This is a genomic window from Janthinobacterium sp. GW821-FHT03A03 (assembly GCF_059421435.1).
Map to the genome: position 1 here is coordinate 38,217 of NZ_JBWKUZ010000009.1, position 13,994 is coordinate 52,210.

Consider the following 13,994-nt stretch of genomic DNA (forward strand, 5'->3'; position numbering starts at 1 on the left):
CGTTTCAAGCATCGATTCAGGCATGAGCGGCTCCCGTATAGCTTTCGATGACGGCCGGATCGCGGAAGACGCAATCGGGCGTGCCGTCGGCGATCAGCTGGCCAAAATTGAGCACGGCCACGCGCTGGCACAGATTGCTGATGGTCTCGATATCGTGCTCGATCATGACGATGCCCACGCCAAAGGCGGCGTGCAAGTCCTTGAGCATGCCCATGAAGCGGCGCTTGCCGTTTGTTTCCAGGCCGGCCAGCACTTCATCTAACAGCAGCAGTTTCGGATTCGTCGCCAGCGCCTTGGCCACTTCCAGCGCTTTGAGCTCCGTCAGCGCCAGTTCGCTGGCCGCGTCGCGCTGCGCCTTGTCCGCCAGGCTCGTGAAATCGAGGATTTCATCGATCTTGCGCATGTCGATCTTGCCGGTGCCGAAGCGCTGCGCCACGACGAGGTTTTCGCGCACCGTCAATTCATGCATCGGTTGCGGAATCTGGAAGGTGCGGCCCAGCCCCAGGCGCGCGCGCTGGTACATGGGCGTGGCCATGATGTCGCGTCCCTCGAAGCGGATGCCGCCGCCGGTGGGGCGCACCAGGCCGGAAATGGCGTTGAACAGGGTGGTCTTGCCGGCGCCGTTCGCGCCCACGAGGCCGATCACGTCGTGGCTGCCCACCTTTAACGTGACGGCATCGACGGCCGTCAGGCCGCCGAAGCGCACGGATACATTATCGAGTTCAAGCATGTGCTTTCCCCTTCGCTTTGAACATGTTTTTCAGCCATTTTTGCAGCAGCGGCAGCAGGCCGTTCGGGCTGAAGACGATCATCGCCACCAGCAGCACGCCCAGCACCAGCTGGTGGCCGGTGGGAATCAGCGACTTGAAAACCAGCTGGTCGACCAGGTACACCACGACGGCGCCCAGCACGGGGCCGAGTATCGTGCGGTAGCCGCCGAAGATGGCCGCCACGATCGGTAACGTGACCCACAGGCTGTTGAAGGCGTAGTCGGGCTCGAGGAAGTTGATGTAGTGGGCGTTGAAGGCGCCGAACAGGCCCGCCATGAAGGCCGACACGAGCAGCATCGCGCCTTTCAGCAAGGTGCTGTTGACGCCGACGACGCGCGTGGCGTCTTCGCTGTCGTGCATGGCGCGCAGCGCGATGCCGTAATGGCTGGCGCGGATGCGGCCGTAGGCGAACGCACACGCCACCACCAGAGTCAGCACCACCAGGTAGGCGCCCGTCTTGCTGGCCAGATCAAAACCGAAGACGGCGGGCAAGGCCGGGATATTGTTGATGCCGCCGGCGCCGCCCGTCACCGAGCTCCATTCCGTGGCCAGGATGCGGAAGATGTGGGCGTAGGCGAGGATGGCCAGCGCAAAATACGGCCCGCGCAGCCGCAGCACGGGCAGCATGATGACGGCGGCGAGGGCCGCGCCGATGCCGCCCAGCAGCATGGCGGCAAACACGGGCACGCCCAGTTTCACGGTGGCCAGCGCGGAGACATACGCGCCCACGCCGAAGAATGCCGCGTGGCCGAAGCTGACCATGCCGCCCAGGTTGCCCAGCAGGGCCCAGGACATGGCCACGCCGCCGATGATCAGCGCCGCCACCACCATGCTCATCACGTACTGGTTGGCGCCCAGGGCCAGCGGCACGGCGACATACGCGGCCAGCAGCAGGATTGCCGTGGAAATCCAGGTCGAGCGCTTCATCCGCGCCTCCGTTGTGCGCCGAACAGGCCGTTCGGCATGATGAACAGCACCAGCAGGAACAGCACCATGCCCGACAATTCCTGCAGCGCGGAGCTGGCCAGGGTGACGGTCAGCGCTTCGGCCACGCCCAGCAGCACGGCGGCCAGCAGCACGCCCGGTATCGAGCCGATGCCGGCCAGTACCGTGATGATGAAGGCTTTCACTGTCAGCGCGCCGCCGTAGGCCGGCTGGATCACGCCATAGCTGAACAGGGCGACGCCGGCGAAGGCGGCCAGGATGCCGGCGACTAAGAAGGAGACCAGTTCCGTGCGGCCCGGGTCGATGCCCATCAGCTTGGCCGCATCGCGGTTGCTGGACACGGCGCGCACGGCGCGGCCATACCAGCTGGTCGACAGCCAGCGCCACAGGGCCGCCATCAGCACCAGGCTGACGCCGAAGAAAATGACTTCGCTGCGCATGCTGAAAAACGGGCCGATCTCGAAGCCTTCCTGCAGCCAGCTCGACGACGTCGAGCGGATGTCGGCCTTCCAGACCAGCAAAATGAAGTTGGTGAGGATGACGCCGATGCCGTAGGTGAGGATCAGCGAATTGATTTCGCGGTCCTTCTTGATGCGGCTGACGATCAGGTAGACGCCCACGGACGTCAGGCTGACGATCACCAGCGCGATGGGAATGGCGAACATCGGCCCCAGGCCCATGCCTGACTCCACGCTGTAGGCGATATAGGCGGCCAGCAGCACCAGTTCGCCGTGCGCCAGGTTGATCACTTTCATGGTGCCGAAGACCAGCGCCAGCCCCAGTGCGATCAGGGCGTAGGAGCCGCCCTGCAGCAAGCCCGAATACAGGGCCTGCAAGATTAATTCTGTCATGTCGTCATCCCGTCAGGCGGCCCGGGCGCATCGCGAAGAGGCACCAGGACCGCCGTTCATCGGTGCACGCCCGGCGGGCGCGCGCGTGTGCAGCGGGAGGCTGCTTACCAGGGCAGGGCCGGGTAGTTCAGTTTGCCCGTGGCGTGCTCCTTCGGCCAGACGATCACCACCTTCTTGTCCTGGTGCTGCGCCATGCGGTGCACGAAGTTCAGGTTGTCGCCATTGGCCGCGAACTGTACCCGGCCGATCAGGGTTTCGCGGTCCGTCTTGCGCATTTCCTCGGCCACGCCGCCTTTCTTCAGCGTGCCCTTGTCGGCCGCGCGGGCGATCGCCTCGAACAGCAGCATCGACTGCACATAGCCGAACTGGCCCAGGTAGTCCGGCTCCTTCTTGTACAGCTGCTTGTAGGCGTCGCTGAAGGCCTTGCCGTCGGCCGTCTTGAATTCGGTCGGGAAGGGCAGCAGGGCCGTGCCGAAGACGTTCGGCATCAGGTCGGGGAAGTCGGACGCCATCTTCGGCGTGGCCAGCGACCACACGCCCACCATGGCCTTGATCTTCGGTTTCAGCACGCGGGCGGCGCGGATGATGCCCACGTAGTCGTTTTCGTAGCCGACCATGGCCACGACTTCGGATTTATCCTGCAGCTTGATCTTGTTGATGATGGGCTTGAAGTCCGTGATCGCCGGGTCGAACGAGTGCGTCGTCACCTTCACGCCCCTGGCGCTCAGGGCCTTCTCCACGTCCTTGGCCAGGCCCGTGGTGGCGTCCTTGGTCGAATACACGATGGAGACGGATTTGGCGCCCACGTCGGCTAGCAGTCCCAGCATGGCTTTTTCGTAGCCGGCCGTGTTATTGATGCGGAAAAAATTCTTGCGTCCGCTGGCCACCAGGCTGTCGTCCACGCCGCCCGAGGTGATGTAGACCAGGCCCAGTTTATTGGCCGTGTCCGAGGCGGGCGAGATATTGTTCGAGCCGTAGCCGCCCGTGATGGCCACCACGCCCTGGCTGGCGAGTTTTTCCACGGCGGCGATGGCCTTGGCGGGCGCCGATTCGTCGTCGACGGTGATGATCTTGATGGTGTGCTTGCCGTTGGTCTTGTTGAAGACTTCGGCCGCGACCATGATCCCTTCCTGCATGCCGGCGCCGACCCGCGCCAGGTTGCCCGTCAGCGGGATTTCCGCGCCGACCAGGAATTCGTCGGCGCTGGCCTGTGCCATCCAGGCGCTGGCGACCAGCGCTGCCATGGCGATGCGTGTGTAGGTGCGTTTCATCGTGTCTCCTCCGGTGATGTGGCTTGGTTTTATTGTCGGGTCTCTTGAGAGCAAGTGCAATGTTGAATTGACTACTAGTTCTGTGCCATCTGCCGCAATTGCCCCTTCAGGATCTTGCCCGTGGCGGCAGCCGGCAGCGCTTCCATGATGAGGATGGCGGACGGGCACTTGTACGGCGACAGGGTCTGCGCCAGGTAATCGTGCAAGGCCTGCACCGTCACGGGGCGCTGCGGGTCCAGTTCCACGTAAGCGATGACGTCCTCGTTGCCGTCGGCCAGGCTGCGGCCGACGACGGCCGACTGCACCACGGAGGGGTGGGCGTTGAGCGCCGTTTCCACTTCCAGCGGATACACATTGAAGCCGGAGCGGATGATCAGTTCCTTGGTGCGGCCGACGATGAACAGGGCGCCGTCAGGCTCCTGGCGGGCCATGTCGCCCGTGTTGAGCCAGCCGCCGTCGCGCATGGTGGCCGCCGTCATGGCCGGTTCGCGGTAATAGCCGGCCATGACGTTCGGTCCGCGTATCCATAATTCCCCGGGCTCGCCCGGCGTCACGTCCTTGCCGGCCACGTCCACCACGCGCACTTGCACGCCCGGAATCGGCGTGCCGACGGAATCGTCAAGGCGCGGCGTTTCCAGGCGCGTCTGGCTGATGGTGGGGGCGCTTTCCGTCATGCCGTAGCCATTGTGCAGTGCGGTGCCCAGCAGCTTTTCCACGTCGCGCTTGAGCGACGGCGCCAGCGGCGATCCGCCCGCATACGCAAAGCGCAGCCGCGTGGCCAGCGGCGTATCGGCGCCGCCCAGGGTTTGCAGCAGCTTGGCATACATGGCGGGCACGCCTTGCACGATGGTCAAGCCGTCGTCTTTCAGTGCGGCCAGCAAGCCGTCGACGGAAAAGCGCGGCACCAGGTACAGCGCGGCGCCCGCATACAGGGTGCCCAGGGCCACCGAGGCCAGGCCGTACACGTGGGAAATCGGCAGCACGCCGTAGGCGCGGTCGGTGCTGCTCAAACCGCGCAGGGTGCTGGAGACGGCGGCGATGAACAGCAGGTTGCGGTGCGTGAGCATCACGCCCTTCGACTGCCCGGTGGTGCCTGTCGTGTAGATCAGCGCGGCCACCTGTTCGTTGCCGGGCACCGTGTCTTCCGCCATGGCCGCCTCGTTCAAGTCGCCCGCCAGCAGCTCGCCCATGCCGTCGACGGTGAAGGGGGCGGCGGCACCCAGGCGTGCGGCATGGGCGGCCGCTTCCGGCGAGGCGCCGGCCAGGAACAGCAGCCGCCGCGCGGAACTGTGCGTGGCGATGGTGTCGATCTCGCGCGCCGACAGCCGCGCATTGACGTTGACGATCCACGCGTCGATGCTGGCGGCGGCAAAAATCAGCGCCACCTGCAGCGCGCAGTTCTCGCCCACCACCATCAAGCGGTCGCCGGCGCGCACGTGCAGCCGGCGCAACAACTGTGCCGCATGTTCCACACTGTGCTGCAGCTGGGCGTAAGTCCAGCTGCGGCCGCCTTCATGCAGCGCGGGCGCATCGGGCGCGCGCGCCGCCCAGTGGGCGGGAATGGCCGACAGGCGCGCCGGCAAGTGGGCCAGCAGGGCGGGAATGTCCATCGCGGCCTCCTTCACTTTTGCGCTGCCTTGATCATGTTGCGGGCGATGACGATCTGCTGGATCTGCGTCGTGCCTTCATAGATGCGGAACAGGCGCACGTCGCGGTAAAAGCGCTCGGCCGCGTATTCGCTGATGTAGCCGGCGCCGCCGTGGATCTGCACGGAGCGGTCGGCGACTCTGCCGCACATTTCGGAGGCGAACAGCTTGCAGCACGACGCTTCCGTCGAGATGTCTTCCTTGTTGTCGCGCCGGCGCGCCGCGTCGAGCACCATGCTGCGCGCCGCGTAGATCTCGGCCTTGCTGTCGGCCAGCATGGCCTGGATCAGCTGGAATTCGGCGATGGGCTGGCCGAACTGCTGGCGCTCCATGGCGTAGGCCAGGGCGTCGGCCAGCATGCGCTCGGCCGCGCCCACGCAGACGGCGGCGATGTGTAAGCGACCCTTGTCGAGCACCTTCATGGCTGTTTTAAAACCCACGCCTTCCTTGCCGCCGATGATGTTCGCGGCCGGCACCTTGCAATTTTCGAAGATGACGTCGCAGGTATGCGCGCCTTGCTGGCCCATTTTTTTATCGATTTTGCCCAGCGACAGGCCCGGCGTATCCTTTTCCACGATGAAGGCGGAAATGGCCGAGGCGCCGCGCTTGACGGGGTCCGTGCGCGCCATGACCGTAAAGATGCTCGCTTCGGGCGCGTTGGTGATATAGCGCTTGCTGCCGTTGAGGATGTAAAAGTCGCCATCGCGCACGGCCGTCGTGCGCAGCGAGGCGGCATCGGACCCCGATCCCGCTTCCGTCAGGGCGAACGAGCCGATGATCTCGCCGGCCGCCAGCTTGGGCAGATAGTATTGTTTTTGCGCTTCCGTGCCGTCGATGACGATGCCTTGCGAGCCGATGCCGTTGTTCGTGCCGATCAGCGAGCGGAAGGCGGGCGAGGTGCGGGCGATCTCGAACGCGACCCGCACTTCCTCTTCCATGCTCAGTTCCAGGCCGCCGTAGGCTTCCGGAATGGACAGGCCGAACAGGCCCAGTTCGCGCATCTGCGCCACGATGGCGGGCGGGATCGTGTCCGTCTCGGCCACCAGCGCCTCGTTCGGCACCAGCACTTCGCGCACGAAACGGGCGATGCTGTCGAGCAGGATGTTCAGGGTTTCTTCGTCGCGTATCATCGGGGTCCTCGAAGGCGATATTGAGAAGGGGCGCGCAGTCTAACCGCGGCCCAGGTTTTTTTCCACTGTCTTGACCAGGGCCACCAGGCGCGGTCCCAGGTCGGACTCGAGTTTTTCGCGCGACAGCAGGAAGGCGGGGCCGCCGCAATTGAAGGCCATCACCTGTTCGCCGTCGGCACCCAGCATCGGAACGCCCACGGCATGCACGTCGTTCTGCCACTCGCCGGCCGAGATGCAAAAGCCCCGGTCCTGGTAATCCTTGAAGCCTTGCTCGATGCCGGCCTTGATGCGCGGCCAGCGCTCCGTCTCGTGCACGCGCGCATGGTCCATCAGGTAGTCGCGCTCGGCCTGCGGCAGGATGCACAGCAGGGCTTTGCCCATGGCCGTGGTCATCAGGGGAATGCGCGAACCGACGTCGAGGCGCAGGGTGACGTTGGCGCTGCTGCGGCAGGTTTCCACGTACACCATGCTGAGGCGGTCGCGCGTGCCCAGCGAGACGGACGCCTGCGCATGCTCGGCCAGTTCTTCCATCAGCGGGCGCGCCATCTTGCGCACGTCCAGGTTCGACAGCATGCGGTAGCCGAGGGCCAGCACGCCGGCGCCCAGCTGGTACTTGCCCAGGCTGTCCGAGTAGTTCAGGTAGCCGAGTTTGGTGAGGGTGTAGGTGAGGCGCGAAATCGTCGGTTTCGGGATGGCCGTGCGCTTGGCCATGTCTGCGTTCGACAGATAGACTTCGCCGGGACGGAAGCACCGGAGCACTTCCAGTCCGCGCGCCAGCGCATTGACGAACTGGCGGTCCTTGCCTTCGTCGTCGTCGCTGAAGACGATGATTTCCGGATCTGCTGCGGCCTGAATATTTGTCATATTTGCATTCATTTGCTGACTCCCTGGAAACCAGTTTGCCTAGCGCCATTCCGCGTGTCAATCGTTTTGTGAAACATTCGTTCGCATAGCGAAATGCTGCAATGCATGAAAAAGGCCTGAAATTTGACTTGCACGCACGCTTTTGGTCTTGTCGCTTGAGCATCGCTATATACGTCTGTATATTGCGCTGCTGGGTAACGGCTGTCGCAAGGCGGCCGCTTTTTTGAATATCGTTATATAAGACGATATATAGCGAGAGTGGAAAGATCAAGACGATGTTGAAACAGGTAATGGCAGGCGCGGTGATGCTGGCGCTGGCGCAAATGGCGCAGGCGCAGCAGACAAGCGGCAAGGATGAGGTGGATGGGGCGGCGCCGTTCGTGCTGGGCACGGTGACAGTGGTAGGCCAGCGGGAGCAGGCAGGCCAGATGGAGCAGCAGGTGGCCTCGCAAGTGAGCCGGGCCGAGATGCGCCGCTTTAACCGCGACAACGTGGGAGACGCCTTGAATTTGCTCTCGGGCGTGTCGCTGTCGACCAATTCGCGCAACGAGAAAACCGTCGCCCTACGCGGCTTCGATGCGCGCCAGGTGCCGCTGTACATCGACGGCATTCCCGTCTACGTGCCGTATGACGGCTACGTCGACTTCAACCGATTTACGACGGCCGACCTGGCCGCCATCCAGGTGGCCAAGGGCTACAGCTCCGTGGCGTATGGCGCCAATACCCTGGGCGGCGCCATCAACCTGATCTCGCGCAAGCCGTCCGCGCCGATGGAGGGCGACGTATCCGTCGGTTTCGGCTCCGGCAGCGAGCGCCAGGTGTCGGCGAACGTGGGCACGAACCAGGGTTTGTGGTATCTGCAGGCGGGCGTGTCGTACATCGACAGCGACGGCTTCCCCATGTCGTCCGATTTCCGCCCCACGGCCACGGAAGACGGCGGCATGCGCAACAACGCGTATCGCAAGGACCATAAACTGTCGTTCAAGGTGGGCTACACGCCGGCGGGCGGCGACGAGTATGCCTTCAGCTACTACAAGCAGCATGGCGAAAAGGGGCAGCCGCCATCGACGAATCCCGCCGGCGCCCGCTATTGGCAATGGCCGTACTGGAACAAGGAAAGCGTGTATTTCGTCTCGCAGACGCGACTGGGCCAGCAGGAACGCCTGAAACTGCGCCTTTACCACGACAGCTACGACAATGAAATCACCTCGTTCACCAATGGCAGCTACAGCACCATCAAGACCAGCGGCCAGGGCAGCGTCAGCGGCGGGCGCAGCATCTACAACGACCGCACGAATGGCGGCGCGGTGGAACTCGAATCGTTCCGCCTGGCCGCGCACAGCCTGCGCTTTGTCGCCAGCTACAAGGCCGACGAGCACCAGGAACTCGACGCCAGGGGCGTGCGCAACACCTGGTACAAGGATGCGCTGTGGACCCTGGGCGCGGAAGACAGCATCGCCCTCAATGCGGCGACGGAACTGTCGCTGGGCGCCTCGCGCAACGCGCTGCGCCCGGACACCGTCTACAGCGCCGGCAATGCCTATACCTTGCCCGGCAATCAGTCGGCCACCGACCTGCAGGCGGGATTGTTCCACAAGACTGGTCTTGACTCGCGCGTGTACGCCACCGTGGCGCGCAAGTCGCGTCTGCCGACCCTGAAGGACCGCTACTCGCAGCGCCTGGGCACGTATATCGAAAACCCGGCCTTGCGCGCGGAAGAGGCGATGAACTATGAGCTTGGGTATCAGGGAAACGTGCAGGGCGCCAGCCTGGAAGCGGCGCTGTTCTACAGCGACGTGAAGGACAAGATTCAGAGCGTGGCGAATGTTTCTGGCGTGCGTGCGCAGATGCAGAACGTGGGCAGGGCGCATATCAGCGGCGTGGAGCTGGGTTTGCGTGGCCGCGCCGGCGCCTGGCTGGAGGTCGGCGGCAATTACACGTACACGGACATGAAAAATGTCAGCGACCGCGCCACGCGCCTGACGGACGTGCCGCGCCACAAGCTGACGGCGCATGCCGTGCTGCACGCGGCGCGCCAGGTCGACGTGGTGGCCATCGCTGAAGCGAACAGCGGACGCTGGGTCTCGAATACGCTGGAATTGGGCGGCTTTGCCACGCTGAACCTGAAGGCCGTGTACCGCCCGTTGCCGGCTTTGACACTGGAAGCGGGCGTGGCGAACCTCGGTGACCGCAATTTTGCGCTGGCCGACGGCTTTCCCGGCGCGGGCCGCACATGGCTGGCCAATGCGCAGTACCAGTTCTGATTTTTTGACTACTCAATGAAAGGACACAGCATGTTGAAGAAAATATTGGCTGGCTTTACCTCGGTGGCGTTGCTGGCCGCGGCGCCCGCGTGGTCTGCCGCTCCTGCTCCCGCGCGCGACAATATGAGCCACGCGCTGGCCGTGACGGGCATGGTGGAAACGCCGTTGAGCCTGAAGGTGACCGACCTGCGCCAGCTGCCGCCGGCCAACGGCGGGGAAATCGTCGTCACGCGGCACAATGGCGACAAGGCCGAGACCATCACCAGCTACAAGGGCGTGCGCCTGCGCGACATTCTCGACAAGGCGGTGCTCGATGCGCCCGGCCATAACGACGTCAAGAAGCTCGCCGTCATCGCCACGGCCACCGACGGCTATGCGGTGGTGTTTTCCTGGGGCGAGCTGTATAACGCTCCGGCCGGCGAGGGCGTGATCGTCTACTATGAAAAGAACGGCAAGGCGCTCGACGACAACGATGGAGAGATTGCCCTCATCTCGGCGAAGGACATCCGCACGGGCCCGCGCCATGTGAAGTGGCTCAATGGCATTGAGGTGCGCAAGCTGGTGGAGTGATGCGCAGCTGATGGAGGAAAAACGCGCCGTGGAGCCATCCCCGGCGCGTTTTTTTATGTTGCCAGCGCTTGCCGCATCGCCTGGCCTGCGATGTCAAATAGTCCCCGCGCCGCTGGCGTCAGGCCCAGCATGTGCATCGATGCGTGGATCATGCCGTCGAGCTGCACGCACTGCACCGCCACGCCGTCGTCGCGCAAATACCGCGCATAGGCTTCGCCTTCGTCATGCAGCGGATCGTATTCACACACCAGCACCGTCGCCGGCGGCAAGTCCTTCAGCGAGGCCGCCCGCAGGGGCGCCGCGTAAGGCTGCGCGCCGTCGGCCGGCTCGTTCAGGTAGGCAGACCAGCAAAAACGCATCGCTTCCCGGGTCAGCGAATGGCCATCCGCGTAGCGCTGGTAGGAAGGCGTGTCGAAGGCGAAATCGAGCGCCGGGTACAGCAGCAGCTGGTGCGCCAGCGCCGGTCCGGCCTGGTCGCGCGCCATCAGGGCCGCTGCCGCGGCCAGGTTGCCGCCGGCGCTGTCGCCGCCCACGGCCAGGCGTTTCGCATCGATGCCCAGCATCTCCGCCTGGTCGGCGACCCAGCACAGGGCACTGTAAAAGTCGCTTAGCGGCACGGGGAACTTGTGCTCGGGCGCCAGCCGGTAGTCGACGGAGAAAATCACGCAGCCGGTGGCGTTGGCCAGCGCGCGGCATGGATTGTCGTACAGGTCCAGCGAACACAGACACCATCCGCCGCCGTGCGCGAAGACGATGGCCGGCAAGGGCTGGCCCATGTCCGCGCCGGCCGGCATGTAGGCGCGCACGGTCAGCGCATGTTCGCCGGGCAGCACGTAGTCGGTGACGGACGCCACTTCCTCCAGGGCGCCGTGCAGCTGGCGCAACCCCGTTTCCGTGGCTGCGCGCAGGTCCGCCAGCGAGGCGGGCGGCGGCGCGTCTTTCGTCTGTTCCAGCCAGGCGGCGATCAGCGGGTCCAGGCTCATGCCGCATCTCCTGCCAGGAAGGGCAGCAGATGGGCGATGAACGCTTGCGGCTGTTCTTCCATGATGAAGTGGCCGCATTCGGCGACGATGGCGCCTTTGAGAATATCCGCCTTGCCCTGCATGGTCAGCAGCGGGGCATCATTGGTCGCGTGGTCGGCGCCGATGGCCAGCACGGGCATGGCCAGGCTGCGTTTTGCCCGTTCCAGGTTTTGCCGGATGGTTTTCGGAATCGCCCGGTAGTAGGCGAAACCGGCGCGCAGGGCGCCCGGCGTGGCGTAGGCGTCCGCATACACGTCGACGGCGACCTGGTCGCGGCGGTATGACCAGCGGTCGAAAATGAAGCGGATATATTCGCGCTCCTTGCCTGCAGTGAGCATTTCCGGCAAATCCAGCACCTGGTTGAACATGAAGTGCCACAGGAAGATGTTGTCGGACGGCGCGACAAAAATCGGCGGCGCGGGCGCCAGGCCGGGAATCACGGCTTCCGTCAGCGCCAGTTTCGTCACCGCCTGCGGGAAATCGCTGGCCAGCGCGTAGCCCACCCACATGCCGATGTCATGGCCCACCACGTCGTACTGCGCGTGGCCCAGGGCCAGCATGGCGCGGTGCAGGGTGGCCGCCACGGCGCCGGTGTCATAGCCGCCGGCCGGCCGGCTGGAGTGGCCGCTGCCCGGCGGGTCGATGGCGATGGCCTGATAGCCGTTGGCGGCCAGCGCCGCCATCACATGGCGCCACGCGTACCAGGTCTGCGGCCAGCCGGGAATCAGCAGCACGGGCTTGCCGGTGCCGGGACCAGCGATGACGCAATGCAGGCGCTCGCCGTCGAGGCGGACGTAATCATGTGTAAATTCGTCGGTAAAATCGTTCATTGGGTTTCCTTGTTTAGTTATGCTCGATGCCGAGCAGGGTGTTGATCTGCTGCGCGCTGACGGGGGCGCCGGCGAAGTCGTCGAAGATCTTGTCAGTCACGGGGATGATGTGGGCGTTGATGAAGGCCACGCCTTCGCGCGCCCCTACCTCCTGGTCTTTCAGGCAGCACTCCCATTCCAGCGTGGCCCAGCCGGCGTAGTCGTTCTGCGCCATCTTCGAAAAAATCGCCTTGAAATCGACCTGACCATCGCCCAGCGAGCGGAAGCGCCCGGCGCGGTTTTCCCACGACTGGTAGCCGCCATAGATGCCTTGCCGTCCGGTCGGATTGAATTCCGCATCCTTCACATGGAACATGCGGATGTGGTCCTTGTAGATATCGATGAATTCCAGGTAATTGAGCTGCTGCAGCACGAAGTGGCTGGGATCGAACAGCATCTTGCAGCGCGGATGGCGGCCCACGCGCTTGTAAAACATCTCGAAGCTGATGCCGTCATGCAGGTCTTCGCTCGGGTGGATTTCGTAGCACAGGTTGACACCCTGTTCCTCGCATACGTCGAGGATGGGCAGCCAGCGGCGCGCCAGCTCGTCGAAAGCCGCCTCGATCAGGCCGGGCGGGCGCTGCGGGAACGGGAACAGGTAGGGCCAGGCGAACGAGCCGGAGAACGTGCCCATGTCGGTCAGGCCCAGGCGTTTCGAGGCCATGGCCGCCAGTTTCACTTGCTCGATGGCCCACTCGGTGCGCGCGGCCGGCTGGCCGTGCAGGTGTGCCGGGGCGAAGCTGTCGCACAGCGCGTCGTAGGCCGGGTGCACGGCCACCAGCTGGCCGAGGATGTGCGTCGTCAGTTCGCTGATGACGAGGCCATGGCTGGCCAGCATGGCCACCAGCTCGTCGCAGTATTGCTGGCTGTGCGCGGCTTGCGCCACGTCGAACAGGCGCGCATCCCAGGCGGGAATCTGCAGGGCCTTGAAGCCCATGCCGGCCGCCCACTCGGCAATGGCGGGCAGGGTGTTAAAGGGCGCCGTGTCGGCGGCGAATTGTGCCAGGTGCAGGCTTGGTCCTTGGATGGTTTTCATATCGGCTCCTATTGTTTGTCGATCGACAAAGAATAGGCGAAATTTCCCGTCCGGTCAAGACGCTGATGCAAAATAAATCGGGAACGCGCCGCGGGCGCCAGGCGTTATACTGGCCGCCACTTCGCAAGCAGAGGATCAAGATGGCAGGAAGACCGAGGGAATTTGACCGCGCGCTGGCGCTGGAAAAAGCGCGCGACGCGTTCTGGACGCGCGGCTACGAAGGCGTATCGATGGCCGACCTGGTGGCGGCGCTGGGCATTGCCTCGGCGCGCATCTATGCGGCGTTCGGCTCGAAGGAGCAGTTGTTCCGCGAAGCCGTGGAACTGTATGAAACGGGAGAAGGCGCGTTTGCCGTGCACGCGCTGGCGGCCAGCCTGAGCGTGCGCGACGCGGTGGCGCGCATGCTGGAAGAAGCCGTGCTGCTGTACACGCGCAGCGGCCAGCCGCAAGGCTGCATGGTGGTCACGGCCGCCACGAATACGAGCGCGGACAACGCCGGCATCGCCGACTGGCTGGCGCAGCACCGCCGCGCGCGCACGCAAGCCGTCATCGAGCGCCTGCGCGCGGCGCAGCTGGCTGGGGAATTAAAAGGAGAGGCGGACGTGCAGGCGCTGGGCGACTACTATGCGGCCTTGCTGCACGGTTTGTCGGTGCAGGCGCGCGACGGCATTCCTGCCGAACGGCTGCTGGCGCTGATCACGCCGGCCATGGCGCCGCTGGCGCTGGAAATGCAAAGCTAGACTAGCTTGTCGATAG

Annotated in this window: 13 protein-coding genes; 3 read left to right on the forward strand and 10 right to left on the reverse strand. The window is 64.5% G+C overall.

What is annotated here, in order from left to right:
* Positions 1 to 16: 16 nt before the first annotated feature.
* From AC07VI_RS17680 to AC07VI_RS17710, 7 genes are all read right to left on the reverse strand, one after another.
* On the reverse strand, positions 17 to 730 hold the full coding sequence (locus AC07VI_RS17680; RefSeq protein WP_086146367.1) for an ABC transporter ATP-binding protein: 714 nt from the start codon (positions 728 to 730) through the stop codon (positions 17 to 19).
* Positions 723 to 1,697: a branched-chain amino acid ABC transporter permease gene (locus AC07VI_RS17685; protein WP_099419891.1), complete on the reverse strand. Its 975-nt coding sequence runs from the start codon at positions 1,695 to 1,697 to the stop codon at positions 723 to 725. Before AC07VI_RS17685 ends, AC07VI_RS17680 begins: the two co-directional genes overlap by 8 nt.
* Positions 1,694 to 2,566: a branched-chain amino acid ABC transporter permease gene (locus AC07VI_RS17690; RefSeq protein ID WP_077402693.1), complete on the reverse strand. Its 873-nt coding sequence runs from the start codon at positions 2,564 to 2,566 to the stop codon at positions 1,694 to 1,696. The genes AC07VI_RS17685 and AC07VI_RS17690 overlap by 4 nt, the downstream gene beginning before the upstream one ends.
* A 104-nt stretch (positions 2,567 to 2,670) precedes the next feature.
* Positions 2,671 to 3,837 (reverse strand): ABC transporter substrate-binding protein, encoded by a 1,167-nt coding sequence (locus tag AC07VI_RS17695; RefSeq protein ID WP_099375698.1) that lies wholly within the window; start codon positions 3,835 to 3,837, stop codon positions 2,671 to 2,673.
* A gap of 74 nt (positions 3,838 to 3,911) precedes the next feature.
* Positions 3,912 to 5,447: a class I adenylate-forming enzyme family protein gene (locus AC07VI_RS17700; protein WP_492993560.1), complete on the reverse strand. Its 1,536-nt coding sequence runs from the start codon at positions 5,445 to 5,447 to the stop codon at positions 3,912 to 3,914.
* Positions 5,448 to 5,458: 11 nt separating this feature from the next.
* Positions 5,459 to 6,613, reverse strand: a complete 1,155-nt coding sequence (locus tag AC07VI_RS17705) for an acyl-CoA dehydrogenase family protein (RefSeq protein WP_086146363.1) — start codon at positions 6,611 to 6,613, stop codon at positions 5,459 to 5,461.
* 39 nt (positions 6,614 to 6,652) lie between these two features.
* A complete protein-coding gene (locus AC07VI_RS17710) occupies positions 6,653 to 7,477 on the reverse strand; it encodes an IclR family transcriptional regulator (RefSeq protein ID WP_086146362.1) in 825 nt (274 codons plus the stop codon).
* 275 nt (positions 7,478 to 7,752) lie between these two features.
* Here AC07VI_RS17710 and AC07VI_RS17715 point away from each other — a divergent pair, with 275 nt between their 5' ends.
* Together AC07VI_RS17715 and AC07VI_RS17720 are read left to right on the forward strand one after the other, a co-directional pair.
* On the forward strand, positions 7,753 to 9,741 hold the full coding sequence (locus AC07VI_RS17715) for a TonB-dependent receptor plug domain-containing protein (protein ID WP_086146361.1): 1,989 nt from the start codon (positions 7,753 to 7,755) through the stop codon (positions 9,739 to 9,741).
* A gap of 30 nt (positions 9,742 to 9,771) precedes the next feature.
* Positions 9,772 to 10,311 carry a molybdopterin-dependent oxidoreductase gene (locus tag AC07VI_RS17720; protein WP_492993561.1) on the forward strand — a complete coding sequence of 180 codons (540 nt, stop codon included), beginning with the start codon at positions 9,772 to 9,774 and terminating at the stop codon, positions 10,309 to 10,311.
* A 53-nt stretch (positions 10,312 to 10,364) separates the two neighbouring features.
* On the opposite strand, the gene AC07VI_RS17725 is transcribed toward AC07VI_RS17720, so the two are convergent.
* Genes AC07VI_RS17725 through AC07VI_RS17735 form a run of 3 tightly spaced genes read right to left on the reverse strand, consistent with a single transcriptional unit; the run spans position 10,365 to position 13,238 of the window.
* Positions 10,365 to 11,294 (reverse strand): alpha/beta hydrolase, encoded by a 930-nt coding sequence (locus AC07VI_RS17725; protein WP_086146359.1) that lies wholly within the window; start codon positions 11,292 to 11,294, stop codon positions 10,365 to 10,367.
* On the reverse strand, positions 11,291 to 12,163 hold the full coding sequence (locus AC07VI_RS17730) for an alpha/beta fold hydrolase (RefSeq protein WP_492993563.1): 873 nt from the start codon (positions 12,161 to 12,163) through the stop codon (positions 11,291 to 11,293). Before AC07VI_RS17730 ends, AC07VI_RS17725 begins: the two co-directional genes overlap by 4 nt.
* A 13-nt stretch (positions 12,164 to 12,176) precedes the next feature.
* Complete coding sequence (locus tag AC07VI_RS17735) at positions 12,177 to 13,238, reverse strand: sugar phosphate isomerase/epimerase family protein (RefSeq protein ID WP_492993565.1); 1,062 nt, start codon at positions 13,236 to 13,238, stop codon at positions 12,177 to 12,179.
* 140 nt (positions 13,239 to 13,378) lie between these two features.
* Between AC07VI_RS17735 and AC07VI_RS17740 the strand changes: the two genes are divergently transcribed.
* Entirely contained in the window at positions 13,379 to 13,978 is a 600-nt protein-coding gene (locus tag AC07VI_RS17740) for a TetR/AcrR family transcriptional regulator (protein ID WP_086146356.1), read from the forward strand.
* Positions 13,979 to 13,994 lie beyond the last annotated feature (16 nt).

Excerpts from the sequence above, each read along its gene's own strand:
- AC07VI_RS17680 (WP_086146367.1), bottom strand. The coding sequence starts at position 730 with ATGCTTGAACTCGATAATGTATCCGTGCGCTTCGGCGGCCTGACGGCC.
- AC07VI_RS17685 (WP_099419891.1), bottom strand. The coding sequence starts at position 1,697 with ATGAAGCGCTCGACCTGGATTTCCACGGCAATCCTGCTGCTGGCCGCG.
- AC07VI_RS17690 (WP_077402693.1), bottom strand. The coding sequence starts at position 2,566 with ATGACAGAATTAATCTTGCAGGCCCTGTATTCGGGCTTGCTGCAGGGC.
- AC07VI_RS17695 (WP_099375698.1), bottom strand. The coding sequence starts at position 3,837 with ATGAAACGCACCTACACACGCATCGCCATGGCAGCGCTGGTCGCCAGC.
- AC07VI_RS17700 (WP_492993560.1), bottom strand. The coding sequence starts at position 5,447 with ATGGACATTCCCGCCCTGCTGGCCCACTTGCCGGCGCGCCTGTCGGCC.
- AC07VI_RS17705 (WP_086146363.1), bottom strand. The coding sequence starts at position 6,613 with ATGATACGCGACGAAGAAACCCTGAACATCCTGCTCGACAGCATCGCC.
- AC07VI_RS17710 (WP_086146362.1), bottom strand. The coding sequence starts at position 7,477 with ATGACAAATATTCAGGCCGCAGCAGATCCGGAAATCATCGTCTTCAGC.
- AC07VI_RS17715 (WP_086146361.1), top strand. The coding sequence starts at position 7,753 with ATGTTGAAACAGGTAATGGCAGGCGCGGTGATGCTGGCGCTGGCGCAA.
- AC07VI_RS17720 (WP_492993561.1), top strand. The coding sequence starts at position 9,772 with ATGTTGAAGAAAATATTGGCTGGCTTTACCTCGGTGGCGTTGCTGGCC.
- AC07VI_RS17725 (WP_086146359.1), bottom strand. The coding sequence starts at position 11,294 with ATGAGCCTGGACCCGCTGATCGCCGCCTGGCTGGAACAGACGAAAGAC.
- AC07VI_RS17730 (WP_492993563.1), bottom strand. The coding sequence starts at position 12,163 with ATGAACGATTTTACCGACGAATTTACACATGATTACGTCCGCCTCGAC.
- AC07VI_RS17735 (WP_492993565.1), bottom strand. The coding sequence starts at position 13,238 with ATGAAAACCATCCAAGGACCAAGCCTGCACCTGGCACAATTCGCCGCC.
- AC07VI_RS17740 (WP_086146356.1), top strand. The coding sequence starts at position 13,379 with ATGGCAGGAAGACCGAGGGAATTTGACCGCGCGCTGGCGCTGGAAAAA.